23 protein-coding genes and 1 pseudogene are annotated in these 26,742 nt (G+C 60.2%); 18 read left to right on the forward strand and 6 right to left on the reverse strand.

The annotated features are described in order from the left end of the window. Together EPN80_RS17090 and EPN80_RS17095 are read right to left on the reverse strand one after the other, a co-directional pair. Window positions 1-118: pseudogene (locus EPN80_RS17090) on the reverse strand (allantoicase); the annotation flags it as partial. Between the two features lie 30 nt (window positions 119-148). Continuing rightward, on the reverse strand, window positions 149-1,480 hold the full coding sequence (locus EPN80_RS17095; RefSeq protein WP_293030021.1) for a C4-dicarboxylate transporter DctA: 1,332 nt from the start codon (window positions 1,478-1,480) through the stop codon (window positions 149-151). A gap of 250 nt (window positions 1,481-1,730) precedes the next feature. On the opposite strand from EPN80_RS17095, the gene EPN80_RS17100 reads away from it, so the two are divergent. The 6 genes from EPN80_RS17100 to EPN80_RS17125 all read left to right on the forward strand — a co-directional run bounded on the left by EPN80_RS17100 (window position 1,731) and on the right by EPN80_RS17125 (window position 8,924). Continuing rightward, window positions 1,731-2,465 carry an FCD domain-containing protein gene (locus EPN80_RS17100; RefSeq protein ID WP_293030024.1) on the forward strand — a complete coding sequence of 245 codons (735 nt, stop codon included), beginning with the start codon at window positions 1,731-1,733 and terminating at the stop codon, window positions 2,463-2,465. Between the two features lie 206 nt (window positions 2,466-2,671). Then, on the forward strand, window positions 2,672-3,835 hold the full coding sequence (carA, locus tag EPN80_RS17105; RefSeq protein WP_293030028.1) for a glutamine-hydrolyzing carbamoyl-phosphate synthase small subunit: 1,164 nt from the start codon (window positions 2,672-2,674) through the stop codon (window positions 3,833-3,835). A gap of 10 nt (window positions 3,836-3,845) precedes the next feature. Then, window positions 3,846-4,499, forward strand: coding sequence for a leucine efflux protein LeuE (leuE, locus tag EPN80_RS17110; RefSeq protein ID WP_293030030.1), 654 nt, complete (start codon window positions 3,846-3,848; stop codon window positions 4,497-4,499). A gap of 17 nt (window positions 4,500-4,516) precedes the next feature. Further along, window positions 4,517-7,756 (forward strand): carbamoyl-phosphate synthase large subunit, encoded by a 3,240-nt coding sequence (gene carB, locus EPN80_RS17115; RefSeq protein WP_293030032.1) that lies wholly within the window; start codon window positions 4,517-4,519, stop codon window positions 7,754-7,756. Window positions 7,757-7,933: 177 nt separating this feature from the next. Continuing rightward, the gene (gene greA, locus EPN80_RS17120; RefSeq protein ID WP_293030034.1) at window positions 7,934-8,410 is read left to right on the forward strand and encodes a transcription elongation factor GreA; all 477 of its coding nucleotides are present in this window, start codon (window positions 7,934-7,936) and stop codon (window positions 8,408-8,410) included. Beyond that, window positions 8,394-8,924, forward strand: coding sequence for a DUF4149 domain-containing protein (locus EPN80_RS17125; protein WP_293030036.1), 531 nt, complete (start codon window positions 8,394-8,396; stop codon window positions 8,922-8,924). Before greA ends, EPN80_RS17125 begins: the two co-directional genes overlap by 17 nt. On the opposite strand, the gene EPN80_RS17130 is transcribed toward EPN80_RS17125, so the two are convergent. After that, window positions 8,899-9,381, reverse strand: coding sequence for a YhbY family RNA-binding protein (locus tag EPN80_RS17130; RefSeq protein ID WP_293030124.1), 483 nt, complete (start codon window positions 9,379-9,381; stop codon window positions 8,899-8,901). The genes EPN80_RS17125 and EPN80_RS17130 overlap by 26 nt on opposite strands. A gap of 99 nt (window positions 9,382-9,480) precedes the next feature. Here EPN80_RS17130 and EPN80_RS17135 point away from each other — a divergent pair, with 99 nt between their 5' ends. The 11 genes from EPN80_RS17135 (at window position 9,481) to phoR (ending at window position 21,320) form a co-directional block, all read left to right on the forward strand. Next, window positions 9,481-10,134 (forward strand): RlmE family RNA methyltransferase, encoded by a 654-nt coding sequence (locus tag EPN80_RS17135; RefSeq protein ID WP_293030038.1) that lies wholly within the window; start codon window positions 9,481-9,483, stop codon window positions 10,132-10,134. A gap of 117 nt (window positions 10,135-10,251) precedes the next feature. Beyond that, window positions 10,252-12,132, forward strand: a complete 1,881-nt coding sequence (gene ftsH / locus EPN80_RS17140) for an ATP-dependent zinc metalloprotease FtsH (protein WP_293030041.1) — start codon at window positions 10,252-10,254, stop codon at window positions 12,130-12,132. Between the two features lie 180 nt (window positions 12,133-12,312). After that, window positions 12,313-13,110 (forward strand): dihydropteroate synthase, encoded by a 798-nt coding sequence (gene folP, locus EPN80_RS17145; protein WP_293030127.1) that lies wholly within the window; start codon window positions 12,313-12,315, stop codon window positions 13,108-13,110. Between the two features lie 7 nt (window positions 13,111-13,117). Next, complete coding sequence (gene glmM / locus EPN80_RS17150) at window positions 13,118-14,467, forward strand: phosphoglucosamine mutase (protein ID WP_293030044.1); 1,350 nt, start codon at window positions 13,118-13,120, stop codon at window positions 14,465-14,467. A gap of 196 nt (window positions 14,468-14,663) precedes the next feature. Further along, a complete protein-coding gene (gene pstS, locus EPN80_RS17155; protein WP_293030047.1) occupies window positions 14,664-15,698 on the forward strand; it encodes a phosphate ABC transporter substrate-binding protein PstS in 1,035 nt (344 codons plus the stop codon). A gap of 71 nt (window positions 15,699-15,769) precedes the next feature. Next, window positions 15,770-16,753, forward strand: coding sequence for a phosphate ABC transporter permease PstC (gene pstC, locus EPN80_RS17160; protein ID WP_293030050.1), 984 nt, complete (start codon window positions 15,770-15,772; stop codon window positions 16,751-16,753). After that, complete coding sequence (pstA, locus tag EPN80_RS17165) at window positions 16,750-17,643, forward strand: phosphate ABC transporter permease PstA (RefSeq protein WP_293030053.1); 894 nt, start codon at window positions 16,750-16,752, stop codon at window positions 17,641-17,643. The genes pstC and pstA overlap by 4 nt, the downstream gene beginning before the upstream one ends. Before the next feature lie 15 nt (window positions 17,644-17,658). After that, the gene (pstB, locus tag EPN80_RS17170; protein ID WP_293030055.1) at window positions 17,659-18,441 is read left to right on the forward strand and encodes a phosphate ABC transporter ATP-binding protein PstB; all 783 of its coding nucleotides are present in this window, start codon (window positions 17,659-17,661) and stop codon (window positions 18,439-18,441) included. A gap of 20 nt (window positions 18,442-18,461) precedes the next feature. Continuing rightward, on the forward strand, window positions 18,462-19,169 hold the full coding sequence (gene phoU, locus EPN80_RS17175) for a phosphate signaling complex protein PhoU (RefSeq protein ID WP_293030058.1): 708 nt from the start codon (window positions 18,462-18,464) through the stop codon (window positions 19,167-19,169). Window positions 19,170-19,195: 26 nt separating this feature from the next. Further along, window positions 19,196-19,897, forward strand: coding sequence for a phosphate regulon transcriptional regulator PhoB (gene phoB / locus EPN80_RS17180; RefSeq protein WP_293030060.1), 702 nt, complete (start codon window positions 19,196-19,198; stop codon window positions 19,895-19,897). 76 nt (window positions 19,898-19,973) lie between these two features. Continuing rightward, on the forward strand, window positions 19,974-21,320 hold the full coding sequence (gene phoR / locus EPN80_RS17185; RefSeq protein WP_293030064.1) for a phosphate regulon sensor histidine kinase PhoR: 1,347 nt from the start codon (window positions 19,974-19,976) through the stop codon (window positions 21,318-21,320). A 56-nt stretch (window positions 21,321-21,376) separates the two neighbouring features. Here the strand turns inward: phoR and ppk1 are convergent, their stop codons facing one another. Then, entirely contained in the window at window positions 21,377-23,479 is a 2,103-nt protein-coding gene (ppk1, locus tag EPN80_RS17190) for a polyphosphate kinase 1 (RefSeq protein WP_293030067.1), read from the reverse strand. 130 nt (window positions 23,480-23,609) lie between these two features. Between ppk1 and ppx the strand changes: the two genes are divergently transcribed. Further along, window positions 23,610-25,115: an exopolyphosphatase gene (ppx, locus tag EPN80_RS17195; protein ID WP_293030069.1), complete on the forward strand. Its 1,506-nt coding sequence runs from the start codon at window positions 23,610-23,612 to the stop codon at window positions 25,113-25,115. 66 nt (window positions 25,116-25,181) lie between these two features. Here ppx and EPN80_RS17200 read toward each other — a convergent pair whose 3' ends face one another. Further along, complete coding sequence (locus tag EPN80_RS17200) at window positions 25,182-26,009, reverse strand: GNAT family N-acyltransferase (RefSeq protein WP_293030072.1); 828 nt, start codon at window positions 26,007-26,009, stop codon at window positions 25,182-25,184. A gap of 186 nt (window positions 26,010-26,195) precedes the next feature. Next, a complete protein-coding gene (locus EPN80_RS17205; protein ID WP_293030074.1) occupies window positions 26,196-26,672 on the reverse strand; it encodes a histidine phosphatase family protein in 477 nt (158 codons plus the stop codon). Window positions 26,673-26,742 lie beyond the last annotated feature (70 nt).

The following is a 26,742-nucleotide window of genomic DNA, read 5'->3' on the forward strand; positions in this document are numbered from 1 at the left end:
TGGCGGCGAAGAATTCGTCGGTGGCAAACAGGGCCTGCGCGCCCAGCCGCGGATCGGCCAGGTTCACGTAGCGGCGCACATACTCCGGTGCGTTCGGGTCGAGGGTGACGACTGCCATGGGGGATTCCTTTGAGGTGAATGCGGACAGTTAGATGGCTTTGCGGGCGAGTTGCGGCGACGGCAGCGCATCGCTTTCCGTGAGTTCGGGGGCGACCGGCTCATACGCCAACTCACCATTTAGCACGCGGTGCGCGCGAGCCCTGTCGATATCTTTTTCCCACGAGGAAATGATCACCGTGGCGACGCAGTTACCCAGCAGATTGGTGACTGCGCGGGCGATCCCGACGAACCAGTCGACCGGCAGAATCAATACCAGGCCGAGCAACGGAATGGCGGGAATGGCCGTGAGCGTCGCGGCCAGAATCACGATGGCCGAGCCGGGGATGCCATGCGCGCCCTTGGACGTGAGCAGCGAGACGAGTACGACCAAAATCAGATCGTGCATCGACAGCGGCGTGTTGGTCGCCTGGGCAATGAAAAGCACCGCGAGCGTGAGATAAATCGAAAAGCCGTCGAGATTGAACGAATAGCCGGTCGGAATCACCAGCCCGACCGTCGAATCCTTGATTCCCATCCATTCCAGCTTGCGCATGATCTGGGGCAACACCGCGTCCGAGGAGGCGGTCCCGAGGACGATCAGCAGCTCTTCCCGGAAATAGCGGACGAACTTGAAGATACTGAAACCCGCCAAACGCATGACGATGCCCAGCACGCCCACGACGAATACCACGCAGCTCGCGTAGAACACCAGTACCAGCAGGCTAAGCTGCTTGAGCGATCCGACGCCGTATTTGCCGGTGGTGAAGGCCACTGCGCCAAGTACGCCCAGGGGGGCGAGCTTGATGATGAAACTCATGACGCGAAAAAAGACTTGCGCCAGGCTATCGATCAGACTGGCCACGGGCTTGCCTTTTTCACCGAGCAGCGACAAGGCGGCGCCGAACAGGACGGAGAAAACCAGCACTTGCAGAATGTCACCTCTGGCAAAGGCGTCGAACACCGTGTGGGGAATGATCTTCAAGATGAAGCCGGCGGTGTCTTTCAGGCTTTTCGCGTGCTCGGTATAGGTCGTCAGCGCGGACGCGTCAAGGCTATGGACGTCGACGTTCATGCCGGCGCCAGGCCGGGTGAAATATGCCAGGCCGGCACCGATCACCAGCGCGAAAGTGGTGATCAGCTCGAAATAGACAATCGACTTGACGCCGACGCGGCCGACTTTCTTGAGGTCGCCGGCGCTGGCCATGCCGCTGACCACGATACAGAACACGATAGGCGCAATCACCATATTGATGAGCTTGAGAAAGCCGTCGCCAAATGGCCGCAGACTTTCGCCGAAATGCGGGAAAAAGGCACCTAGTCCGATGCCGACGACCAGCGCGATGACGACGCGGCCAAACAAAGAATTGAGGAAGCGGGGCATGGCTTGTCTCCAACGGTTTTCATTGTACGGGGTAACACATCATACCGGTCAGACCAGTTGTGTTATGGCGGATATTAGTAATTCGATATGCGGCGGTCAAGCACTTCTTGCTCCGGGATATCCCTAGGCCCCGGCGGCGCGAGTTTGCGCCGCGCGGCATGAGGCGAGGGTGATCGGCTGCCGCGCGCGTCGTACAATGGCGTGATAAGGCCCGGCATCGGCACGGGCGCTCAACGACAGGTGATGTTGAATGAAGACAAATTCGCACGCGGTGACTGATGCGGCCGTTGCGACGATCCGGGAGCGGATCGAGCGGCAGGTCTATCCGGCCGGGGCGATGCTGCCGTCGCAGCGTCAGTTGGCCGAGGAACTCGAGATCAGCCGGGCCTCGCTGCGCGAAGCTTTGTCGACACTGGAAGCGCTGGGAATGGTGGCGATCCGGCCGGGCAAGGGGGTCTATGTCAGCGATCTGTCCGAACGCACCGGCGTGGCGTGGCGTTTTGCCGATCAGATCTCGCTGGCCGATACTTATCAGTTGCGCTATGCCCTCGAGGGGTTTGCAGCCCGTCTGGCGGCGTTGGCGTCGAGCGCCGATGAAATCGCATGGCTGGCCGATAACGTCGAATCGATGCGCATTGCGCTGAGCGAGGGGCGTTTTGACGAGGCCGCGCAACTGGATTTCGCATTTCACCTGCGCATCGTCGGCATGGCGGGCAACGGGGCGATTGCCGATATCTTGCGCGGCAGCACCGAAATCGTGATGGAGAGCCAGCGTCTGCCGTTCTATCAGCGCGAGCTGGTGCTGTCGACCTATCATGAGCATGTGGAGATACTGGAGGCGCTGCAGCGCCGCGACGCAACCGCTGCCGGGCGCGCGATGGAATACCATATCGTCAGGGCTGCGCAGCGTGCGGGCATCCATTTTCCGGTGCCGCCGACCATGCAGGCGAGCCCCGACGAAGTGCTGGCGCAGGGCGCGCCCTAACGCTATGGCTTTGAGAATTAAGGCTTTTGGGATATAATTTTAAGGTTTAAGTCATTCAACCTTCACCCTAGCGCCGACCCCATCCTAAACTTTCGTCCGTTGCCTGAAGCCGGCCGCGCGCCTTACCGAGCGCGTCTGCATTCGAGGCGAAAGCCGTTGCGGCGGACGATAGGGTGGCAGCCTGGGTGATCCCTTCAGGAGTTCCCGTGCTGCCGTCTTTTTCTCCCGCTCTGCTTGCGCTCGCTGACGGCACGGTCTTTCGCGGATATGCCATCGGCGCTGCCGGGCATACCATCGGTGAAGTGGTGTTCAACACCGCCATCACCGGCTATCAGGAAATCCTCACCGACCCCAGCTATGCCCGCCAGATCGTCACGCTGACGTATCCGCATATTGGCAACGTGGGGGTCAATCATGAGGACGTCGAGGCCGGCAAGGTGCATGCCGCCGGCTTGATCATCCGCGATCTGCCCGTGTTGTCCTCTAATTTCCGCCAGGAGCAAACGCTGTCCGAGTATTTGAAGGCCGAGGGCGTCGTGGCGATCGCTGGCCTCGATACCCGGCGCCTAACGCGTATTCTGCGCGACAAGGGGGCCCAAAACGGCTGCATCCTCGCTGGCGAAGTCGACGAAGCCAAGGCGATCGCGCTGGCGCGTTCGTTCCCCGGGCTGGCCGGCATGGATCTGGCCAAGGTCGTCTCGACCACCGAGCCGTACGGCTGGACTGACACCGAGTGGCGACTCGACAACGGCGACGGCAAGCCTGGTTTCGGCACCCTGACGGCGCCGCGCTTCAAGGTTGTGGCCTACGATTTCGGCGTCAAGCGCAATATTCTGCGCATGCTCGCCGCGCGCGGCTGCGATGTTACCGTGGTGCCGGCGCAAACCAGCGCGGCCGAGGCGTTCGCGCTCAATCCCGACGGGATTTTCCTGTCCAACGGTCCGGGCGATCCGGAGCCGTGCGATTACGCGATCGATGCGACGCGCGAATTTCTGGCGCGCGGCATTCCCACCTTCGGCATCTGCCTGGGGCACCAGATCATGGGCCTGGCGGTGGGCGGCAAGACGCTGAAAATGAAATGCGGCCACCACGGCGCGAACCACCCGGTGAAAGATCTCGCTGACGGTCGCGTGGTGATCACCTCGCAAAACCACGGATTCGCGGTCGATGCCGATTCGCTGCCGGCCAACACGCGTGTCACGCATGTGTCGTTGTTCGACGGCACCTTGCAGGGGTTCGAGTTCACCGACAAGCCGGCGTTCTGCTTTCAGGGCCACCCGGAGGCGTCTCCCGGACCGCACGATGTGGGGTACCTGTTCGACCGCTTCATCGCATTGATGGACGCGGCGAAAGCGGCCGCCAAGGCGTGAGGGAGATCCCGTGTTTGCCGAATCGTTCGGGATTGTGAACCTGTGGACCTATCTGGCCGGCGTGATCGTTATCGTGCTGCTGCCTGGGCTGAATTCGCTTTACGTGCTGTCGGTAGCCGCCCAGCGGGGCGTGCGTCGCGGGTACCAGGGCGCGTGCGGCGTGTTCCTGGGCGACACGGTGCTGATGACGTTGTCGGCCGCCGGCGTGACCTCGCTGCTCAAGGCCAATCCCGCGGTTTTCTTCGCCGTGAAGTACGCAGGCGCCGCTTACTTGCTCTACATGGGCGTGAACATGCTGCGCGCTGCCTGGCGCAAGACGCGCGCAGCGGTGCCGCAGAGCGTCGCGGCGCCGGTGGATGACCGGCAGCCGTTTTCGAAGGCGTTGGTGATCAGTCTGCTCAATCCCAAGGCGATATTGTTTTTCGTTTCCTTTTTCATCCAGTTCGTCGATCCGGCCTATGCCCATCCAGCGTTGCCGTTTGCCATTCTTGGCTTGATTTGCCAGTTTTTCAGCTTCCTCTATTTGAGCACGCTGATTCTCGCGGGGGCGCGTCTTGCCGAGCATCTGCGCCGTCGGCGCAGGCTGAGCGCCGGCGCGACCGGCAGCGTCGGCCTGCTGTTCCTCGGCTTCGGCCTGAAGCTGGCGACGGCGACACTGAGCTAATTTTTATCGAGATCGTTATGCCAAAGCGCACAGACATTCAAAGCATACTCATTATCGGCGCAGGCCCGATCATCATCGGGCAGGCATGTGAATTCGATTACTCCGGTGCCCAGGCCTGCAAGGCGCTGCGCGAAGAGGGTTACAAGGTCATCCTGGTCAACAGCAATCCGGCCACGATCATGACCGACCCGGACACCGCCGACGTGACCTATATCGAGCCCATCACGTGGGAGGTCGTCGAGCGCATCATCGCCAAGGAACGACCCGATGCGATCCTGCCGACCATGGGCGGGCAGACGGCGCTGAACTGCGCGCTCGACCTGCATCGGCATGGCGTGCTCGACAAGTACAAGGTTGAACTGATCGGCGCCTCGCCCGAGGCGATCGACAAGGCCGAAGACCGTCAGAAGTTCAAGGACGCGATGACCAAGATTGGCTTGGGGTCGGCCAAATCGGGGATCGCCCATTCGATGGAAGAGGCCCTCGCGGTACAGCAGGAGATCACTCGTCAGATCGGCGGCAGCGGCTATCCGATGGTGATTCGTCCGTCGTTCACGCTGGGCGGGTCGGGCGGCGGCATCGCCTACAACCGCGAAGAATTCGAGGAAATCTGCAAGCGCGGCCTCGATCTGTCGCCGACCCGCGAGTTGCTGATCGAAGAATCGCTGCTGGGCTGGAAGGAATTCGAGATGGAGGTCGTGCGCGACAGGGCCGACAACTGCATCATCGTGTGTTCGATCGAGAACCTGGATCCGATGGGCGTGCATACCGGCGACTCGATCACCGTGGCGCCAGCCCAGACGCTGACCGACAAGGAATACCAATTGATGCGCAACGCGTCGCTGGCGGTGCTGCGTGAAATCGGGGTGGATACCGGCGGCTCCAATGTGCAGTTCTCGATCAATCCGAAAGATGGCCGGATGATCGTGATCGAGATGAATCCTCGCGTGTCGCGCTCTTCGGCGCTGGCCTCGAAGGCGACTGGCTTCCCGATCGCCAAGGTCGCGGCCAAATTGGCGGTGGGCTATACGCTCGATGAATTGCGCAACGAAATTACCGGCGGCGCTACGCCGGCCTCGTTCGAGCCGACCATCGATTACGTCGTGACGAAGGTGCCGCGCTTCGCTTTCGAAAAATTCCGCGAGGCCGATCCGCACCTGACGACCCAGATGAAATCGGTCGGCGAGGTGATGGCCATTGGCCGCACGTTCCAGGAGTCGTTCCAGAAGGCGTTGCGCGGTCTGGAGGTCGGCGTCGACGGGCTCGACGAGAAGAGCGCCGACCGGGACGAAATCATCGAAGAGATTGGCGAGCCGGGGCCGGACCGCATCTGGTACGTCGGGGACGCCTTCCGTCTGGGCATGAGTCTCGAAGAGATTTACGCGGAAACCTCGATCGACCCGTGGTTCCTGGCGCAACTGGAAGATATCGTGCGTAAGGAAAGGGCGCTGCAGGGCCGTGCGCTGGCGAGCGTGTCTGCCGAGGAACTGCGCTTCCTCAAGCAGAGCGGTTTTTCCGACCGTCGTCTGGCGAAGCTGCTTGGCGCCAAGCCGGCCGAAGTGCGTGCGGCGCGTCTGGCGTTGAATGTTCGCCCGGTTTACAAGCGCGTCGACACTTGCGCGGCCGAATTTGCCACCAAGACCGCCTATATGTACTCGACCTACGAGGAGGAGTGCGAAGCGCAACCGACCGACCGCAAGAAGGTAATGGTACTCGGTGGCGGCCCGAACCGCATCGGTCAGGGCATCGAGTTCGATTATTGCTGCGTGCATGCTGCGCTCGCGCTGCACGCGGATGGCTATGAAACCATCATGGTCAACTGCAATCCGGAGACAGTGTCGACCGATTACGACACCTCGGATCGCCTGTATTTTGAACCGCTGACGCTCGAAGATGTGCTGGAAATCGTAGACAAGGAGAAGCCCTTCGGCGTGATCGTGCAGTACGGCGGTCAAACACCACTCAAACTGGCGCTCGATCTGGAAGCCAATGGCGTGCCGATCATCGGCACCAGCCCGGACATGATCGATGCGGCCGAAGACCGCGAGCGCTTCCAGAAACTGCTGCACAAGCTTGGATTGCGCCAGCCACCCAACCGCACCGCGCGCACCGAGGACCAGGCGCTCGTGCTGGCCGCTGAAATCGGCTACCCGCTGGTCGTGCGGCCGTCCTATGTGCTGGGCGGGCGAGCCATGGAGATCGTGCATGAGCCCCGCGACCTGGAGCGCTACATGCGCGAGGCGGTCAAGGTCAGCCACGACAGTCCGGTGTTGCTCGATCGCTTCCTGAACGATGCAATCGAGTGCGATGTCGACTGCATCTCCGACGGCAAGGAGGTGTTCATCGGCGGGGTCATGGAGCACATCGAGCAAGCTGGCGTGCACTCGGGCGATTCTGCGTGCTCGTTGCCGCCGTACTCTCTGTCGGAGCAGACAGTGGCCGAACTGAAGCGGCAGACGGCCGCGATGGCCAAGGCGCTGAATGTGATCGGGCTGATGAACGTGCAGTTCGCCATCCAGCAGCAAGACGGGCAGGACGTCGTTTATGTGCTGGAAGTGAATCCGCGCGCGTCCCGCACGGTGCCGTATGTATCCAAAGCCACCGGCCTGCAATTGGCAAAGATCGCCGCACGCTGCATGGTCGGGCAGTCGCTCCACGCGCAGGGTGTCGAGAAGGAAGTGACGCCGCCGTATTTCAGCGTCAAGGAGGCGGTGTTCCCGTTCGTGAAATTCCCGGGCGTCGACCCGATTCTCGGACCGGAAATGCGCTCGACCGGCGAGGTCATGGGGGTGGGCGAGACGTTTGGCGAGGCGCTGTTCAAGTCGCAACTCGCCGCCGGCTCGCGCTTGCCGGCGTCCGGCGCGGTGCTTATTACTGTGAAGGACAGCGACAAGCCGCGCGCGGTGGAAGTTGCCCGTATGCTGCATGGGCTTGGCTATCCGATCGTCGCCACGCGCGGTACCGCCGCTGCCATCGAGTCGGCCGGCATCCCTGTCAAGGTGGTCAATAAGGTCAAGGACGGCCGTCCGCACATCGTCGACATGATCAAGAACGGCGAGTTGGCGCTGGTGTTCACCACTGTCGATGAAACGCGCACTGCGATAGCCGATTCCCGTTCGATCCGGATGTCCGCTCAAGCGCACAAGGTCACCTATTACACGACCATCTCGGGCGCGCGTGCGGCCGTCGAAGGGCTGAAATATCTGCAAAACCTGGAAGTCTACGATTTGCAGGGTCTGCATGCGCGCCTGAACTAGACGCGGCGTTGCGGAGCGCGGCGGCGGGCCGTTGCGTCAGGAGCGAGCTGGCCGCCGGCTTTTTGAAACGCGTGCCTAAACCCGTTATACTGTTTTGACACAGCCGCGGTTGAGCGGCGTTCGCGAAAGCGAATGCGGCTTTGCTGCGGTAATTTTTTTGCCTTTTGGAATTTGCGTATGAGTACCGTCCCATTGACCAAGCAGGGAGCCGAGCAGTTGAAGACCGAGCTCCATCGACTCAAGACCGTCGAACGTCCGGCTGTCATCAATGCGATCGCCGAGGCCCGTGCGCAGGGCGATTTGTCAGAGAACGCAGAGTACGACGCGGCCAAGGAAAAGCAAAGCTTCATCGAGGGCCGGATCATGGAGATCGAGTCCAAGTTGTCGGCAGCGCAGATCATCGATCCTGCGCAATTGGACGCCGACGGCCGCGTGGTTTTCGCGGCCACGGTCGAGCTCGAAGATCTGCAGGATGGCAAGACCGTGGAGTATCAGATCGTCGGGGACGATGAGGCCGATCTCGATACCGGCAAGATTTCGGTAAGCTCGCCGATCGCTCGTGCGTTGATCGGCAAGTACGCCGGGGACGTGGCTGAGGTGCAGGCTCCCAGCGGCGTGCGCGAGTACGAGATCATTGATGTCCGCTACATCTGACTCGTACAACGCGGTCGGCGCACCCGTCCCGGCGAGGCTGTTTCGTTTGCTGGCGACTGTCTGGTGCGGCAGTCAATGGACCATCGGTTATCTGGTTGCGCCGACCCTGTTCTTGCTGCTGGATGATCGTCGGACGGCCGGTTCTCTGGCCGGCAGTCTCTTCCGCTCGGAGGCCATTCTGGGTGTCGTTTGCGGCTTTTTTCTGTTGCTGTTGGCCAATACGCTGTCCCGGCAGCCTGGCGGTGCAGCAGCATACCGCCCGCTGCGCTGGATCGTGGCGGGCATGATGGCGTGTGTTCTGCTCGGATATTTTGCGCTGGCGCCCTGGATGGACCAGTTGCGCGCCTCGGCCGCCGCCGCCGGAGTCGACGTCGAGCACTCCGCCTACGCGGCGCGCTTCGGTTTGTTGCATGGCGTGTCGACCGGCTTCTATGTCCTGCAAAGCCTGTTTGGGCTGGCGCTGATCTGGCGGCTCCCGGCCGGCGCCGTCATGCGTCAGATTGACGGCGCTTGACGCTGCTCTGCCGTTTTTTTGCCTTTTTGAGCAAGCCACCCGAGGTCAGCCGCTCATTGCCCCGTACCACCACTTTCTTCACCGTGGGCCGACGGCCCGGGTTGGTGCTGGACTTGATTACGGTGACCACCTTGGGGCCACGGCCCTTGCGGGTTCCAGGGGCGTCGGTCGACTTGCCGGGTTCGGCCGGGCGCCAGATGACCAGGAGTTTACCGATATGCTGAACGGGCGCGGCGTTAAGCTGGTCGCAAATCGATTCGTAAATGGCGATGCGCTCCTCGCGCTGATCGCCGAAAACGCGCACCTTGATCAACTGATGCGCGTTCAAGCCGAGATCGATCTCCTTGAGAACGGCTGGAGTCAGCCCATCCGCGCCGATCAGGACCACGGGATTCAAGGCGTGTGCCGCAGCGCGCAGTTCGGCGCGGCGGGCAGGGGAAAGAGACAAAGCGGGCATAGCGGCGGCCGGGAGAAAATCGGAGAAGCGCCCATAAAATCGTTTGCTGGGCGTGCGAAGGCGTATTATCCAGCAAATTTGCAGGGTTTTTAGAGTTTCATGGCAAAAAACCGCTTTAACCAGTCGTGGCTGCACGATCACATCAATGATCCCTACGTCAAAATGGCGCAGCGCGACGGGTATCGGGCTCGCGCGGCATACAAATTGAAGGAAATCGACGAGCAGGACAAGTTGATTCGGCCTGGACAGGTGATCGTCGATCTCGGGGCGGCGCCAGGCAGTTGGAGCCAGTACGTGCGCAACAAGCTGGCGGACGGTAAAAACCGGGTTGAGGGTGGCATCGACGGCACCATCATCGCGCTGGACCTGCTGCCGATGGCTCCTGTGGCTGACGTCCACTTCATTCAGGGGGATTTCCGGGACGACGAAGTGCTCGGCCGGTTGGAAGAAATTCTCGGCGAGCGTCAAGTGGACCTTGTACTTTCCGATATGGCCCCCAACCTATCCGGCATTGCCGTGGCGGATGCGGCGCGCGTCGGGCATATATGTGATTTGGCGCTGGAATTCTCTCAACGACATTTGAAGCCGGAAGGCGCATTGTTGGTCAAATGCTTTCATGGCAGTGGCTACAGTCAGATCGTGGAAAAATTCAAGCGGCAGTTCAAGGTGGTGGCGCCGCGCAAGCCCAAGGCCTCACGCGACAAATCGGCGGAAACGTTCATTTTGGGCAAAAACCTTAAAAATCCCGGATGATTGGCCGCAAAGCCAAGTTTTTGGCTATCGGCCGGTTAAATATTCGTTATGGCGGCACCTACGGGAGTGGATTAAAATGAAAGCTGGCGCAAAGCGATTTCATGAAGGAGTAGCGCTTTGAACAACAATATGTTTTCCAAGGCAGCGGTGTGGTTGGTGATCGCACTGGTGCTGTTTACTGTTTTCAAGCAATTCGATAAGCCACACGTTCAGAATAACGTGAGCTACTCGCAATTCATGAACGATGCCAAGGACGGCAAGGTCAAGGGCGTGGTCGTCCAAGGACGCAACCTCCAGGTCACCCCCGTCGAAGGTCAGAAATATTCGATTGTGTCGCCCGGCGATATCTGGATGGTGGGCGACCTGATGAAATACGGCGTTCAGGTGTCCGGCAAGGCGGACGACGAACCCAACCTCCTGATGTCGGCGCTCTACTATCTGGGGCCGACGCTGCTCATCATCGGCTTCTGGTTTTACATGATGCGACAGATGCAGGGGGGCGGGAAAGGCGGTGCCTTTTCGTTTGGCAAGTCCCGTGCGCGACTCATCGACGAGAACAATAACGTCATCACTTTTGCCGACGTCGCGGGCTGCGACGAGGCCAAATACGAGGTCGGCGAATTGGTCGACTTCCTCAAGGATCCGCAAAAATTTCAGAAGCTCGGTGGTCGAATTCCGCGCGGTGTGCTGTTGATCGGTCCGCCAGGCACCGGTAAGACATTGCTTGCCCGAGCCATTGCCGGCGAAGCCAAGGTACCGTTTTTCAGCATCTCCGGTTCGGACTTCGTTGAAATGTTCGTTGGCGTTGGCGCGGCGCGTGTGCGCGACATGTTCGAGAACGCGAAGAAGCAGGCGCCCTGTATCGTTTTCATCGACGAAATCGACGCCGTCGGGCGGCATCGCGGCGCCGGCATGGGCGGCGGTAACGACGAGCGCGAGCAGACGCTGAACCAGATGCTGGTCGAAATGGACGGCTTCGACGCCAATTCGGGCGTCATCGTGATTGCCGCGACCAACCGTTCCGACGTGCTTGACAAGGCACTCCTGCGTCCTGGCCGTTTCGACCGTCAGGTGTATGTCGGCCTGCCCGATATTCGCGGCCGTGAGCAGATTCTCAAAGTGCATTTGCGCAAAGTGCCGATCGCTAATGATGTCGATCCGTCGGTGATCGCTCGCGGTACCCCCGGTTTCTCGGGAGCCGATCTTGCCAATCTCGTCAACGAGGCGGCGCTGTTTGCCGCGCGCGGCAACAAGCGCATCGTCGAGATGCAGGATTTCGAGGATGCCAAGGACAAGATATTCATGGGGCCGGAGCGCAAGTCGGCCGTGATGCGCGAGGAAGAAAAGCTGGCAACGGCCTATCACGAATCGGGGCACGCCGTGGTGGCCAAGATGCTGCCAAACGCCGATCCGGTGCACAAGGTCACGATTATGCCGCGTGGTTGGGCCTTGGGCGTGACCTGGCAGTTGCCCGAACATGACACCTATTCGGAATACCGCGACACCAAGTTGACTCAGATTGCCATTCTGTTCGGCGGTCGCGCCGCGGAGGAAGTATTCCTCAACAAGATGTCGACGGGGGCCTCGAACGATTTCGAGCGTGCCACGAAATTGGCGCGCGACATGGTCACACGCTACGGCATGTCCGATGCGTTGGGGCCGATGGTCTACGTCGACACCGAGCAGGAATCCGTGTTCGGGCGCATGTCGGCCAAGTCGGTATCCGAGGCCACGCAGCAGAAAGTCGATGCCGAGATTCGCCGTATTCTCGACGAACAATACGCGCTGGCCAAGCGTCTGCTCGAGGAGAATCGCGACAAGGTCGAGGCCATGACCCACGCGTTGATGGACTGGGAGACGATCGATGCCGACCAGATCAACGACATCATGGACGGCCGGCCACCGCGTCCGCCGAAGAGTGGCGGCGCCTCGGGTGGCAGCACGCCGCCCGGCGGGAATGCGCCGTTGAAGCCGACCAATGCGCCGGCGACGATCTAAGACAAATACATTCAGTATCGGGGCCGGCCTAGCGCCGGCCTTTTTTATCGCGCTACCGATTGCGCTGCGCCCCCTGCCTGATCAACCCCGACAAACACCATGAGTTTCACTGCTGCGCTGCCAGATTCTGCCGTCTACACGTGCGGAAGATTCACCTTTGACCTGAGTCGTCCGTTGGTGATGGGTATCCTCAACATCACGCCGGATTCATTCTCCGACGGCGGTCGATTTATCACTCGGGATAGCGCATTGCAGCAGGCCGAGCAACTCCTGGCGGAGGGTGCCGATATTATCGATATCGGCGGCGAGTCCAGCCGGCCGGGGTCAGACCCCTTGCCGCTGGAGCAGGAGCTGGAACGGGTCATTCCGGTCGTGGAGGCACTCAGGGAGTGCGGCGTGCCATTGTCGATCGATACCTATAAGCCGGCCGTCATGCGGGCCTCGCTCGATGCCGGCGCCGATATGATCAATGACATTTGGGGGTTTCGTCAGCCCGGTGCAGTCGACGCGATCGTCGGCAGCCGGTGCGGCGTGTGCGTCATGCATATGCTCAACGATCCGTTGACCATGCAATCGGGCCCCAGTTACCGCGACGTGACGGCCGAGGTGGGGCAATTCCTGGCGATGCAGGCGAGCATGCTGGAGGCGAATGGCATTGCCCGTTCCCGCATCTGTATCGACCCGGGCTTTGGATTCGGCAAAACATTGGATCACAATCTCACGCTGCTAGGTCGCCTTGGGGCGCTGGCGCACGGTCCATGGCCCGTGCTCGTAGGCATGTCGCGCAAATCCATGCTCGGGCAACTGACCGGGCGTAAAATGCCGACCGAGCGACAAGCCGCCAGCGTTGCCGCCGCCCTGTGCGCGGCCGAGCGTGGCGCTTTCATCATCCGGGTGCACGATGTGGCGCCTACAGTCGACGCATTGAAAGTGTGGCAAGCCGTCAAAGCCGCCACTCCCAAGGTAGAACAAGCATGAGGAATGCATGAAACGACGTTATTTTGGTACCGACGGAATTCGTGGCACCGTTGGGCAGACGCCCATTACACCGGATTTTGTGCTTCGACTCGGTTACGCGGCGGGCGTCGTGCTGGCCGCGAATGCGCCGGCATCGGGCCGCCCCACCGTACTGATCGGCAAGGACACCCGAGTGTCCGGCTATATGCTTGAAGCGGCGCTCGAAGCCGGCTTTGCCGCTGCCGGCGTAGATACGATGCTCGCCGGGCCAATGCCGACTGCCGCGGTGGCCTACCTCACCCGCGCGTTGCGCTTGAACGCCGGCGTCGTCATCAGCGCCTCGCACAATCCCTACCAGGATAACGGCATCAAATTCTTCTCGGCCGATGGCAACAAGCTGGCCGATCAGATCGAAGCCGATATCGAGCGTCAACTCGCCGAACCCATGCAGTGCGTCGCCTCCGAAGAGCTGGGCAAGGCCCGCCGCCTGGACGATGCGGCGGGGCGCTATATCGAGTTCTGCAAAAGTACATTCCCGAACGATTACGACTTGCGTGGCCTGAAACTGGTGATCGATTGCGCCCACGGCGCGGCCTATCACATTGCCCCGCACGTCTTCCACGAACTCGGCGCCGAAGTGATTGCCATCGGTAATCAACCCAACGGGTTCAACATCAACGACGGCTATGGGGCGACGGCACCCGACAACCTGGTACGCGCGGTGCAGGCGCATCAGGCAGACCTCGGCATCGCACTCGACGGCGACGCGGATCGGCTGCAGGTGGTCGATGGCAGCGGGCGTCTTTTCAACGGCGACGAGCTTCTCTACGTGCTGGCCAAAGACCGCTTGCGCCACGGCGAGATCAACGGCGTGGTCGGCACGGTCATGACAAACATGGCGATCGAGCTGGCCCTGCAGTCGCTGGGCGTGCAGTTCGTGCGCGCCAAGGTCGGCGATCGCTACGTCCTCGAACAGCTGCGCGCGCACGGTTGGCTGCTTGGGGCCGAAGGGTCAGGGCATATCCTTTGCCTCGACAAGCACACCACGGGGGACGGCATCATCTCCGCGCTCCAGGTGCTGGCGGCGCTAAAGCGCGCGCAACAACCGCTGGCACTGCTGCTCGATGGCGTCGATCTTTTCCCGCAGCGCATGATCAACGTACGGATGCCGGCCGGCTACGACTGGCAGTCCAGTGCGGCGCTGCAAAGCGAGTGCTCGCGGGTCGAGCATGAGTTGGCCGGAGTGGGGCGTGTGCTGATCCGGGCCTCCGGTACCGAACCGGTCCTGCGGGTAATGGTCGAGGCGCATCAGGCGGATATCGCCACCCAGTGTGCCGAGCGGTTGGCCAATACGGTGCAAGCCGAAATTACCGGCTGACACGATCACGCCGCCACGCGAGCAACGCCTGCCACGCTTTCGCCTGGCGGGCGTTTTTATCCTGCCGACAGGCCGAACCCGGCAAATTGGGTTGGATGACAGTCATGTGAAAGACTATAATTGACACAATATTGTCATATATCGTCGTTAAGCTTCGCGGTGTTCAAATCTCGTTCCACAAATCATTGGGGGATCCATGAAGTTCATGAAAACAGCAGTGGCTGGCTTGGCAGGTATCGTTATCGCCGGTTCGGCTTTTGCTGCCGATATCACCGGTGCCGGCAGCACGTTTGCTGCGCCGATCTATACGAAGTGGGCTGATGCCTATCAAAAGGCGACCAGCAACAAGGTTAACTACCAAGGTATCGGATCTTCCGGCGGTATCAAGCAGATCATTTCCAAAACGGTTGACTTCGCCGGCTCGGATGCTCCGCTGACCGACGAGCAACTGGCCAAGGATGGCCTGTTCCAATTCCCGACGGTCATCGGCGGGATTTTGCCGGTCGTGAACCTGAAGGGTGTCAAGCCGGGTGAAATGGTCTTGTCCGGCCCGGTTCTGGCCGACATCTACCTGGGCAAGGTCAAGAAGTGGAATGATCCGGCGATCCAGGCGCTCAACCCGAAACTGAATTTGCCCGACCAGGCCATCGTGCTGGTGCGTCGTGCCGACGGTTCCGGTACGACATTCATTTTCAGTAACTATCTGTCGAAGGTCAGCCCGACCTGGAAGAGCGAAGTGGGTGTTGGCACGTCGCTCAAGTGGCCCGCGACGTCGGCCGGCGGTAATGGCAACCCGGGTGTCGCCGCTTTCGTGCAACGCCTGCCTGGCGCGATCGGTTATGTCGAGTCCGCTTACGTGCAGCAGAACCACATGACCTACACCGCGATGAAGAACGCCAGCGGCAGCGTGGTCGAGCCGAAGGAAGAAACCTTCAAGGCGGCGGCGGCCGGCGCGGATTGGTCGAAATCGTTCTACCAGATCCTGACCGATGAGCCGGGCAAGAATGCCTGGCCGATCGTCGGCGCGACCTTCGTGCTGCTGCACACCAAGCAAGACAAGCCGGTTCAAGGTGCCGAAGTGTTGAAGTTCTTCGACTGGTCGTTCAAGAATGGTCTGAAGATGGCTTCTGACCTCGACTACATTCCGTTGCCGGAGAGCGTGATCAACCAGATCCGCCAGGCATGGAAAAAGTCGATCAAGGATGAGAGCGGCAAGGCTATCTATCAATAAGGTCTAAGTAGGCTGTAACGCTGCAAACGCCGCCCAACCCTGGGCGGCGTTGTGTTGGGAGAACTCGATTTATGGCTGATGACGCCACCTCCTCCAAGTCGTTCGCCGCGGGCATGGCACGGCCCCCCGGACATGCCGGAGATGTCGTGTTTGCGGTGGTAGTGCGCCTGGCGGCGCTGGTTGCGTTGATTCTGCTGGGCGGCATTATTATTTCGCTTTGCATACAGTCGCTGCCGACCATCCATAAATTCGGGTTCAGGTTTCTCTGGACCAGCGACTGGGACCCTGTCGCTAACCAGTACGGTGCGCTGGTGCCGATCTACGGTACCATCGTCACATCGATTATCGCGTTGATCATCGCGGTGCCGGTCAGCTTCGGCATCGCGCTGTTTCTCACAGAACTGTCCCCACTCTGGCTGCGGCGTCCGCTAGGCACGGCCATCGAGCTGCTGGCCGCCATCCCCAGCATTGTCTACGGCATGTGGGGATTACTGGTTTTTGCACCGATTTTCAGCGTCTACTTCCAGGCGCCGCTGGCGGACCTGCTGGGCAACGTTCCACTGATCGGGGCGCTGGTTCAAGGGCCGCCGCTGGGCATCGGTCTGCTACCCGCAGGCGTAATTCTGGCGATCATGATCATCCCCTACATCGCCTCTGTCATGCGTGACGTCTTCGAGGTCACGCCCGTTTTGCTCAAAGAGTCGGCATACGGCATCGGATGCACGACTTGGGAAGTGATGTGGAATGTGGTCCTGCCGTTCACCAAAAGCGGAGTCATCGGCGGCGTGATGCTCGGTTTGGGGCGCGCGCTGGGCGAGACAATGGCCGTCACGTTCATGATCGGCAACACCAATATCCTCGATAACGCGTCGCTGTATTCGCCGGGCAACAGCATCACGTCCGCACTGGCCAATGAATTTGCCGAAGCCGGTCCTGGCCTGCACACCTCGGCGCTGATGGAGTTGGGGTTGATTCTGTTTTTCATTACCTTCGTGGTGCTGTCGCTATCGAAATTGATGCTGCTGCGTCTCGAGCGAATCGAGGGCAAAAAATGAACGATCGCTCACTCGAAATCACGCCCGCCTTGAAGCAGATCAATGCCGGCACAAAACTCAGGCTGCAAGCTCGCCGTCGTCGCAAGAACGCGTTGGCGATCACCCTGTCCATGCTGGCGATGGCCTTCGGTCTGTGGTGGCTGCTCTGGATTCTTTACACCACCATCACGCTGGGTATCGGCGGCCTCTCGCTGAATCTGTTCGTCGCGGCAACGCCGCCACCCGGCTCGGCTGGCGGCGGTTTGGCCAATGCGATCGTCGGCAGCCTGATTCTCGTTTCACTGGCGACGTTGATCGGCACGCCGCTTGGCATTCTGGCTGGTGTGTATCTGGCCGAATATGGTCAGTCGTCGTGGGCGGCCAGCCTGATCCGCTTTATCAACGATATTCTGCTGTCTGCCCCCTCGATCGTGATCGGTCTGTTCGTTTATGCGGTAATGGTCGCGCACATGGACCGCTTCTCCGGTTGGGCCGGCGTCATGTCGCTGGCGTTGCTGGAGATTCCGATCATCATTCGCACTACGGAAAATATGCTCAAGCTGGTGCCTAATGCGCTGCGCGAGGCCGCTTTTGCGCTTGGCACGCCAAAATGGAAGATCATCTCCCTGATCACGCTCAAGGCTTCGGTCGCCGGCATCGTCACCGGTGTGCTGCTGGCCGTGGCCCGGATTGCCGGCGAAACGGCGCCGCTGTTGTTCACCGCGCTGTCCAGCCAGTTCTGGAGCGTTGACTTGAATCAACCGATGGCGAACCTGCCGGTCACCATCTACAAGTTTGCGATGAGCCCCTACGCGGGCTGGCAACAACTCGCCTGGGCGGGCGTTTTCATCATCACGCTTGGCGTGCTCGGATTGAACATTCTGGCGCGTGTGATATTCGCAAAAAAATAAACTGGCAAGGCGATCATGACTTCAATGTTGAGCGAAACTTCCTTCAAGCCGAAAATCGAGGTCAAAGACCTCAATTTTTACTATGACAAGTTCCATGCGCTGAAAAATGTCAATTTGCGCATCCCGGAACACAAGGTAACCGCGTTCATCGGACCTTCCGGCTGCGGCAAGTCGACGCTGCTGCGCACCTTCAACAAGATGTATGCGCTGTATCCGGAGCAGCGCGCCGAGGGCGAGATCCTGATGGACGGCGAGAATCTGCTGACGTCCAAGCAGGATATCGCGTTGCTGCGCGCCAAGGTCGGCATGGTGTTCCAGAAACCCACGCCGTTCCCGATGTCGATCTACGACAACATCGCATTCGGCGTGCGGTTGTTCGAAAAGCTCTCTCGCTCCGAAATGGACGACCGCATCGAATGGGCGCTGACCAAGGCGGCGTTGTGGAGCGAAGTCAAGGATAAGCTCAATCAGAGCGGCCACGGTCTGTCCGGCGGACAACAGCAGCGATTGTGTATTGCCCGCGGCATTGCGATTCGCCCCGAGGTGTTGCTGCTCGATGAGCCCTGTTCGGCGCTCGACCCGATTTCAACCGGCCGCATCGAAGAGCTGATCGCCGAGCTCAAGAGCGAATACACCGTGGTCATCGTGACGCACAACATGCAGCAAGCTGCACGCTGCTCCGATCACACCGCATACATGTACCTGGGCGAGCTCATCGAGTTTGGTGAAACGGAGAAGATCTTCATCAAACCGAGCCGCAAGGAAACCGAAGACTACATTACTGGCCGTTTTGGCTAACTCATGACACAGGAGAAGCCATGTCAGACAAACATCTGTCCAGCCAATTCGACTCAGACCTGAATCAGGTATGCTCGCGCGTCCTGGAAATGGGCGGGCTGGTCGAGTCTCAGATCGTCAATGCAATGCAGGCGCTGAACAATTTCGATCGTGGCCTGATCGAGACCGTGCGCGCGCAGGAGCACAAGCTCAATGCGATGGAAATCGAAATCGACGAGGAGTGCAGCAACATCATCGCGCGACGTCAGCCGGCCGCACGCGATCTGCGGTTGCTCATGGCGATTTCAAAAACCATCACCAACCTGGAGCGCGCGGGTGACGAGGCCGAAAAGATCGCCAAGCGCACCGGTCGGATCATGGACGATGCGGCTGGCCACTCATTGAATCATTCCGAGATCAAAATCGCCGGCGACATGGCGGTGGCGCTGTTGCGCCGTACGCTCGACGCTTTCGCCCGGCTCGACGTTGCCGAAGCTGCCGAGATCGTGCGTGACGACAAGGCTATCGATGATGAATTCCGCGCGTTCGTCAGAAAGCTCGTCACCTACATGATGGAAGATCCCCGCACCATTTCGGTCGGCCTCGACTTTTTGTTCATCGCCAAAGCGGTCGAGCGCATTGGCGACCACGCGAAGAATATCGCCGAATTCGTGATCTATATCGTGCGCGGCACCGACGTGCGCCATGTATCGCAGGAAGATCTGGAACGGGAAGCGTTAGGTAAATAACACCAGCGACAGTTTGAGAGGATGCAATGCCGAGCAGCATATTGATTGTCGAAGATGAGCCAGCGATTTCCGAGTTGATTTCGGTCAACCTGCAACATGCGGGTCATTATGCGATTCGAGCGTACAACGCCGAACAGGCGCAGACGCTGATCAGCGACGTATTGCCCGATCTGGTCTTGCTCGATTGGATGCTGCCTGGTCAATCAGGTGTGGCCTTCGCGCGCGAATTGCGCAATAACGAACGCACAAAGCACATTCCGATCATCATGTTGACCGCGCGCAGCGAGGAGCAGGACAAGATCATGGGGCTCGAGCTCGGCGCCGACGATTACGTCACCAAGCCGTTCTCACCCAAGGAGCTCATGGCGCGCATCAAGGCTGTGTTGCGCCGCCGGGCGCCGCAGTTGACCGAGGACGCGGTCAGCGTCAACGGCCTGCGTCTCGATCCGGCCACCCACCGCGTCACCAGCCAGCGAGAAGGCGAGGAAATCAAACTCGATCTGGGGCCGACGGAATTCCGCCTGTTGCATTTCTTTATGACGCACCCGGAGCGCGTGCACAGCCGCACTCAGTTGCTCGACCAGGTCTGGGGCGATCATGTGTTCGTCGAAGAACGCACGGTAGACGTGCATATCAAGCGATTGCGCTCAGCGCTCAAGCCGACTGGCTACGATTCCATGATTGAAACGGTGCGCGGCAGCGGCTATCGCCTGACGAAATCCGGCTGACATGCCGCGCGTGGCGGGCTGTGCCGCTGCCATACGTCATGGCAGTCACGGGGGACATGGTTCAATTGCTTAAGCTATGAATATCATCTGGGCGCGAACAGTCGCCTTGGCTTGCCTGCTCGGTGTGGTGGCGGCGGCGCTGGGCTGGCTTTTCGGATCGAAAATCGGGTTTGCCTTCGCGATCGCCGCCCTGTTGCTGCAGGTCCTGTTCAATACCTACCATGCGCAGCGCCTATGGCGGCTGCTCGACGCCCCGGTCTATGGCGAAGTGCCCAGCGCGATTGGCATGTGGGGGGAGATCTATTACCGCCTGTATCGGCTGGCCAAGCGCTGGCATAACCAGGTCAGGCAGGTCGAGCAGCAACACAATCGTTTTATCCAGGCGATTCAGGCGTCGCCCAATGGCGTCGTGATGCTCGACGAGCACAATCAAATCGAGTGGTGCAACGCCATTTCCGAGCGGCATTTCGGCCTGAATGCGCGGCGCGACGTCCGCCAGCAAATCACGCATCTGTTGCGTCAGCCGGAATTCGTTCACTACCTGGCGATGCACCGCTACGATGAGGCGCTCAGCATGCATCACATGGGTGAGCAGCACAACAACGTCCTGTCGGTGCAGGTATTCCCGTATGGCGATAATCGCAAGCTGATTCTGTCGCACGACATCACGCAACTGGAGCGCACCGAGACAATGCGACGCGATTTCGTCGCGAACGTGTCGCATGAACTGAAAACGCCGCTGACGGTGCTCTCGGGGTTTCTCGAAACGATGAAGGAACTCCCGCTCAACGAGGAAGAGAAGGCCCGTTACCTCGACATCATGCAGCGCCAGGCCGAGCGCATGAAGAACATCGTCGACGATCTTCTGACCTTGGCCAAGCTGGAGGGCAATACCTTGCCGCCGGTCGATCAGCGGCTCGACATGACTCGCATTCTGAAGCAATTGGGTATCGACGCGACGGGGCTATCCAACCAGACGCACGATATATCGGTCAATTGCGAGAGTGGATTGGCCGTGCTGGGCGCGGAAACCGAACTGCAAAGCGCTTTCAGCAACCTGGTGTCGAATGCGGTGCGATACACGCCGGCCAAAGGACGAATCAAAATCGATTGGCGCGGCACGGAAGACGGCGGCGCCATCTTCAGCGTGACCGATTCCGGATTGGGGATTCCGGCGCAACACATTCCGCGTCTGACGGAGCGCTTTTATCGCATCGACCGCAGCCGTTCGCGCGACACCGGCGGCACCGGCCTTGGACTGGCCATCGTCAAGCATGTACTGACACGCCATCAGGCCCATCTCGAAATCAAGAGTCAGGAAGGGCGGGGCAGCACCTTCTCCATCATTTTCCCGGCAAGCCGCATCGTGCGGGATCAGGTGCAGGCCGACGCGGATGCCGCCTCGTCGGTCTCGCGCGACTGAGCCGGGCTCGGCGCTTGGCACCTGTTGTGCCCGACCCGGCGGGCCCTGCGATGACGCTATTCTCCGCACAACTCCGTCAATAGCGCCTTTTGGCTGTTATAAATTCGCTTGCCGTGACGTCGCCGCTGATAGCGGCCGTCGCTTTGCATGACCCAGGCCGATTGATTGTCCCGCAGGTGGACCATCAAGCCTTCGCGAATCACACGGGCCTTGAGCTTTTTATCGAGCACCGGGAATGCGACTTCTATCCGGCGGAAGAAGTTGCGGTCCATCCAATCCGCGCTCGACAAATACACTTGCTCCGTACCGCCGGCGTGGAAGTAATAGATCCGGTGATGCTCGAGAAAGCGGCCGACTATCGAGCGCACGCTGATATTTTCCGAAAGACCCGGCACGCCGGGTTGCAGCGCGCACACGCCGCGCACGATCAGATCGATCTTGACGCCAGCCTTGGACGCCTTGTACAACTCGGCGATCACGCTTGGCTCGAGCAGCGCATTCATTTTGGCAATGATGCGAGCCTTTTTGCCGGCCTCGGCTGCGCGCGCCTCGAAGCGGATCGCCTCAAGCAATGCCGTGTGAAGCGTGAACGGCGACTGCCACAAATGACTCAGGGTAATTTGCCCGCCAATGCCCGTGAGTTGCTGGAACACCAGGTGAACGTCGCGGCACATCGCTTCATTGGCAGTCATCAGGCCGAAGTCGCTATAGAAACGGGCCGTGCGAGGATGGTAATTGCCGGTCCCCAGGTGGACATAGCGCTTGAGTCGCACTTGCTTGCCGGTTTGCGTGCGGCGCACGATCAGCAGCATCTTGGCATGGCATTTATGGCCCACGACACCGTACACCACATGCGCGCCGACCGCCTCCAGTTGTGCGGCCCAATTGATATTCGTCTCTTCGTCGAAGCGCGCCAGCAGTTCCACCACTACGGTCACTTCCTTGCCATTGCGTGCGGCTTCCATCAGTGCATCCATCAGCGCCGACTCGTTGCCAGTGCGATAGATGGTCTGCTTGATCGCCACCACGGCAGGATCCTTGGCCGCCTGAAGCAGAAGCTCCAGGACGGGCTGGAAGCTGTCGTAAGGGTGATGCAGCAGGATATCCCCCTGGTCGATCGCGTCGAAGATCACAGAGGTATTAGCGAGCCGCCTGGGCAGTGCCGGCACATGCGGCAGGAATTTCAAATCGGGCCGGTCAACCAGGTCGGGCAGTTGCATCAGCCGTACCAGGTTGACGGGGCCCTTGACCCGGTAGCAGTCCGCGTCGCTCAGGCCGCACTCGATCTGCAGTCGGCGTATCAGGCGCCCGGGGGTATTGGCGTCGACTTCGATCCGCACCGCGTCACCCAGGTGACGGGCGGGCAGTTCGCCTTGCAGTGCTGTGCGCAAATTGGTGATTTCGTCTTCGTCGACAAATAATTCGCTATTGCGCGTGACCCGAAACTGGTGGCAACCCTTGGTCGTCAGGTTCGGGAACAGCTCACCGACAAAGCATTGCATGAGAGACGACAACAGGACGTACCCGTAAGGATGCCCGGACAAGGCCGGCGGCATCGCCACTAGCCGGGGCAGCGAGCGCGGCGCTTGCACGATCGCCAATTCGGCGTCGCGGCCGAAGGCATCCTTGCCCTCGAGTTCGACGGCAAAGTTCAAGCTCTTGTTGAGCACGCGGGGAAACGGATGCGCCGGATCGAGGCCGATTGGCGTGAGCACGGGCATCAACTCCTGCTGGAAAACGTCCTTGGCCCACTGCCTTTGCGCGTCGTTCCACCCGTCCGCGCCATGAAAGAAAATTCCCTCTTTCTCCAACAGCGGCAAGAGAGTGTCCGACAGCATTGCGTATTGCCTGGAGACCAGCGACTGGGCCTGCTGGGACACTTGCGTGTAGACTTGCAGGTGCGTCATGCCGTCCTGCGTCAGTACGCCCGGATTGTCCCGCATCTGTTCCTTGAGACCGGCCACGCGGATCTCGAAAAACTCGTCGAGATTGCTGCTGACGATACAAATGAAGCGAAGTCGCTCCAGCAAGGGGGTTTCCGGATCGGCCGCCTGAGCGAGAACGCGTTCGTTGAAAGCCAAGATGCCAAGCTCGCGATTAAGCAGGGGGTAGCTCATTTTTTGCCGAGAATCGCCAGTAGTAGTATTGTGATTTTTCATACCGATTGTTACGGTTACATGACATTCATGATTTTCACGCCATTGTCATACCGCCTTCCTATTTTATCGTCGGCCTTTGCCGCTCGTCGCCTGAATCGCTCAGGTCGCCGATGACACCATGCTAGCGCTTATGACAGCACAACCTCACTTGTTGGCCGCGGTAGACCTGGGCTCAAACAGTTTCCGCCTGATTATTGGCCGGGTGGAAGAAATCGCCGCCGGCAGTCAGATTTATCAGGTTGATGCGCTGCGCGAGCCGGTACGACTCGCCGCTGGGCTCAATGCCGACAAGTATCTCGATAATGCATCACAGAAACGTGGACTCGAAGCGATCAAGCGATTCGGCGAGCGCTTGCGCGACTTTCATCCCGATCATGTGCGGGCGGTTGCCACCAACACCCTGCGGGTTGCCAAGAATGCCTCGGAGTTTCTCGCCAAGGCGGAAAAAGCGCTGGGCTTTCCCATTGAAGTGATCGCCGGGCGCGAGGAGGCGCGGCTGATCTATGCCGGCGCCTCGCATTCGGTACCGACCTGCGCCGGGCAGCGCCTGGTTGTTGACATCGGCGGCGGATCGACCGAATTCATCATCGGCCAGGACTACCAGCCGCTGATCATGGAGAGTCTGTATATTGGCTGTGTCAGCCACAGTCGTCAGTTCTTCCCCAGCGGCAACGTGGACGAGTACGCGATGAAGCAAGCCGAGCTTGCGGCGCGGCGTGAAATTCAGATCATCGCTGCAACCTATCGAGAATCCGGCTGGGCCCAGGCCATTGGATCTTCCGGCACGGCCCGTGCGTTGGCCGAATTGATCGAAGACAACAATTTCAACGACGACGGCGTCACCGGTCTTTCGCGCGTTGGGCTCGAACGCCTGAAGCGGAGTTTGATCCGCGCGGAAAACGTCAACCGGGTCAAGCTCAGCGGGCTCAAGTCGGACCGTATTCCGGTATTGCCGGGCGGCCTGGCGATCATGCTGTCGGTGTTCAACGAGTTCGATATCGACGTGATGGAAACCACCGACGCCGCGTTGCGGCTCGGCGTGCTGTATGACCTGCTCGGTCGTTCGCATCGCGAAGATATGCGCGCTGTCACGGTCGCGCAGTTCATGCGACGCTATTCGGTCGATCGTGCCCAGGCCGAACGGGTCGGGCGGCTGGCAAACGCACTGTATTCGCAGTTTCCCGAGCCGGACGAGGAGTTTCGGGCGGCCCAGCAAGCGTTGCTGCAGTGGGCTGCGTCGTTGCACGAGATGGGGCTGTCGATTTCGCACAGCGCCTACCACAAGCACTCAGCCTACATCGGCAGCAACGCGGACATGCCCGGTTTTTCCCGTCAGGATCAGGCGCGTCTGGCGGCGTTGTTGCTCGGCCATGTCGGCAAGTTGGGAAAACTGACCTCGCAGTTCCATGCGCCGGAATGGCGTTTATTGTTTTGTCTGCGGCTGGCGGTGCTGTTTTGCCGGCGTCGCACCGATACGCTACCGCCGAGAATCGAGGTGGCCGAGCTGGTCGACGGGTTCGAGGTCAGCCTGTCCAAAGCCTGGATCGACGCCAACCCCCTGACCGATTACAGCCTGACCCGGGAAGCCGCCGAGTGGGAGAAAATCGGCCTGCGTTGTCGGGTCGTCTATAACTAGCGGGCGCCGGCCAGACCGGCGAGAGCGCGGCGGTGCCGCGTCGCCGTGTCTCGACCTCGGCGCGCTTTACAAGGCCAGGGCATCGAGGGCGGCCTGGCCGAGGAAATGGCGGGCATAACGAGGATTGATCTCCGACAGCCTGAACAGCGTCAGAAAATCCGCGGTATTGAAATCAGGGTCCCACGCCGGCGCGCCGCAAATGCGTGCGCCCAGACGTAGATAACCTTTCATCAGGGCGGGCGGCTCAACTTCCAGATTCGACTGCAGATCGGCAATCGGCAGTGGAATGTGGGGCGTGGCGCGATACTCGGGCGATGACATTGCGCGCTGCTGCAACCCGGTGTACAGGCTGGCGGCGTAGTGACCGCCGTCGGCCATCGGCACGCTGGCGCAGCCCAGCATCGTCTCATAGCCGTGCTTTTTCATATAGCCTGCGAGCCCGCTCCACAACGTCATGATCACTGAGCCGCTGCGGTAATCGGGGTGCACGCAGGAGCGACCCAATTCAAGCATTTTGGGGCGCAGATGGTTGAAGCGAGAGAGGTCGAATTCCCCTTCCGCATAGAGCTTGCCGAGCCGCGCAGCCTGATGAGGCGGCAACACCCGGTATGTGCCCACTACCTTGAGCGAGGCCTTGTCGCGCACCAGCAGGTGATCGCAGTACTCGTCGTATTCATCGATGTCCAGACCAGTGGCACCTTTGAGCGTTGCGCCCATTTCGTCGGCGAAAACGCGATATCTGAGATGCTGCGCTTCGCGGATCTCCTCGCTGTCGCGAGCCCAGGCGACAATCAGGTGAGGTTGCGTCGGGTCGTCGTGACGCGGCGATACCGGTTTTCTCAGTGTCGGCGCAGGTGCGGCAATGATCACGTTCTGGTGCGGCAAATCGTGCATACAATTTCCTGTATGGCAGCTGTATTACGCACAATGTAAAAAATCGCAATGTCTATTCCGTGACAAATCCGCGATAATTCAGTGACATGAAAAATCGTTCCAGCACATCAGGGAAAATTTTTCAATTATTGAGCATATCTAAATAGATTTTCTTTACGTGCCCGACATGAGCCCGGTTGCCGGCATCTAAAGCAAGTCGGGCGTAATGGCCGCGCGCAGCACGATTTGGCCGTCGTCCTCGCGCGGCCGCGAGGTCAGCCACCAGATGCCGCCTTTCTTGATGCTCCAGTCGCTTTCCTGGCCCGCCAGCAGCAGGCTTGCCAAGCGGCCAAGCGCCGGCTGGTGACCAACCACCAGCGCGCTGGCCGGGCCGTCGGGCCAGCCGGTGGCCGCCAGCACCTCCAGCGTGCTGGCGCCGGGAGCGATCGCCCGCACGACACGGTAATTATCGGTCAGCGCCTGTGCGGTCTGAATTGCGCGCTGGGCTGGACTGCAGAGCACCACGGTGCCCTCCGGCAAGCGTTGCCTCAGCCAGGCAGCCGCACGGGTGGCCTGCTTTTGGCCGCGCGGCGTCAGTTCGCGGGCCAGATCGGCGCTTGGCCGGCCGATCAGCGAGTCGGGCAGCGATTGCGCGTCGGCATGACGCCACAGAATCAAATTCATGAGTGATATAACTGCTGAAAATAGCGCTATCTTGACGCGGTTCCGTGGCGTTATGGTGAAACGGGCGCGG

This window comes from Pandoraea sp., assembly GCF_004297875.1.
GTDB lineage: Bacteria > Pseudomonadota > Gammaproteobacteria > Burkholderiales > Burkholderiaceae > Pandoraea.

What these genes read in the sequence shown, in the direction of transcription:
- EPN80_RS17095 (WP_293030021.1), bottom strand. Translation starts at nt 1,480, where the DNA reads ATGCCCCGCTTCCTCAATTCTTTGTTTGGCCGCGTCGTCATCGCGCTG.
- EPN80_RS17100 (WP_293030024.1), top strand. Translation starts at nt 1,731, where the DNA reads ATGAAGACAAATTCGCACGCGGTGACTGATGCGGCCGTTGCGACGATC.
- carB (WP_293030032.1), top strand. Translation starts at nt 4,517, where the DNA reads ATGCCAAAGCGCACAGACATTCAAAGCATACTCATTATCGGCGCAGGC.
- greA (WP_293030034.1), top strand. Translation starts at nt 7,934, where the DNA reads ATGAGTACCGTCCCATTGACCAAGCAGGGAGCCGAGCAGTTGAAGACC.
- EPN80_RS17125 (WP_293030036.1), top strand. Translation starts at nt 8,394, where the DNA reads ATGTCCGCTACATCTGACTCGTACAACGCGGTCGGCGCACCCGTCCCG.
- EPN80_RS17130 (WP_293030124.1), bottom strand. Translation starts at nt 9,381, where the DNA reads ATGCCCGCTTTGTCTCTTTCCCCTGCCCGCCGCGCCGAACTGCGCGCT.
- EPN80_RS17135 (WP_293030038.1), top strand. Translation starts at nt 9,481, where the DNA reads ATGGCAAAAAACCGCTTTAACCAGTCGTGGCTGCACGATCACATCAAT.
- folP (WP_293030127.1), top strand. Translation starts at nt 12,313, where the DNA reads ATGGGTATCCTCAACATCACGCCGGATTCATTCTCCGACGGCGGTCGA.
- glmM (WP_293030044.1), top strand. Translation starts at nt 13,118, where the DNA reads ATGAAACGACGTTATTTTGGTACCGACGGAATTCGTGGCACCGTTGGG.
- pstS (WP_293030047.1), top strand. Translation starts at nt 14,664, where the DNA reads ATGAAGTTCATGAAAACAGCAGTGGCTGGCTTGGCAGGTATCGTTATC.
- pstC (WP_293030050.1), top strand. Translation starts at nt 15,770, where the DNA reads ATGGCTGATGACGCCACCTCCTCCAAGTCGTTCGCCGCGGGCATGGCA.
- pstA (WP_293030053.1), top strand. Translation starts at nt 16,750, where the DNA reads ATGAACGATCGCTCACTCGAAATCACGCCCGCCTTGAAGCAGATCAAT.
- pstB (WP_293030055.1), top strand. Translation starts at nt 17,659, where the DNA reads ATGACTTCAATGTTGAGCGAAACTTCCTTCAAGCCGAAAATCGAGGTC.
- phoU (WP_293030058.1), top strand. Translation starts at nt 18,462, where the DNA reads ATGTCAGACAAACATCTGTCCAGCCAATTCGACTCAGACCTGAATCAG.
- phoB (WP_293030060.1), top strand. Translation starts at nt 19,196, where the DNA reads ATGCCGAGCAGCATATTGATTGTCGAAGATGAGCCAGCGATTTCCGAG.
- phoR (WP_293030064.1), top strand. Translation starts at nt 19,974, where the DNA reads ATGAATATCATCTGGGCGCGAACAGTCGCCTTGGCTTGCCTGCTCGGT.
- ppk1 (WP_293030067.1), bottom strand. Translation starts at nt 23,479, where the DNA reads ATGAAAAATCACAATACTACTACTGGCGATTCTCGGCAAAAAATGAGC.
- ppx (WP_293030069.1), top strand. Translation starts at nt 23,610, where the DNA reads ATGACAGCACAACCTCACTTGTTGGCCGCGGTAGACCTGGGCTCAAAC.
- EPN80_RS17200 (WP_293030072.1), bottom strand. Translation starts at nt 26,009, where the DNA reads ATGCACGATTTGCCGCACCAGAACGTGATCATTGCCGCACCTGCGCCG.
- EPN80_RS17205 (WP_293030074.1), bottom strand. Translation starts at nt 26,672, where the DNA reads ATGAATTTGATTCTGTGGCGTCATGCCGACGCGCAATCGCTGCCCGAC.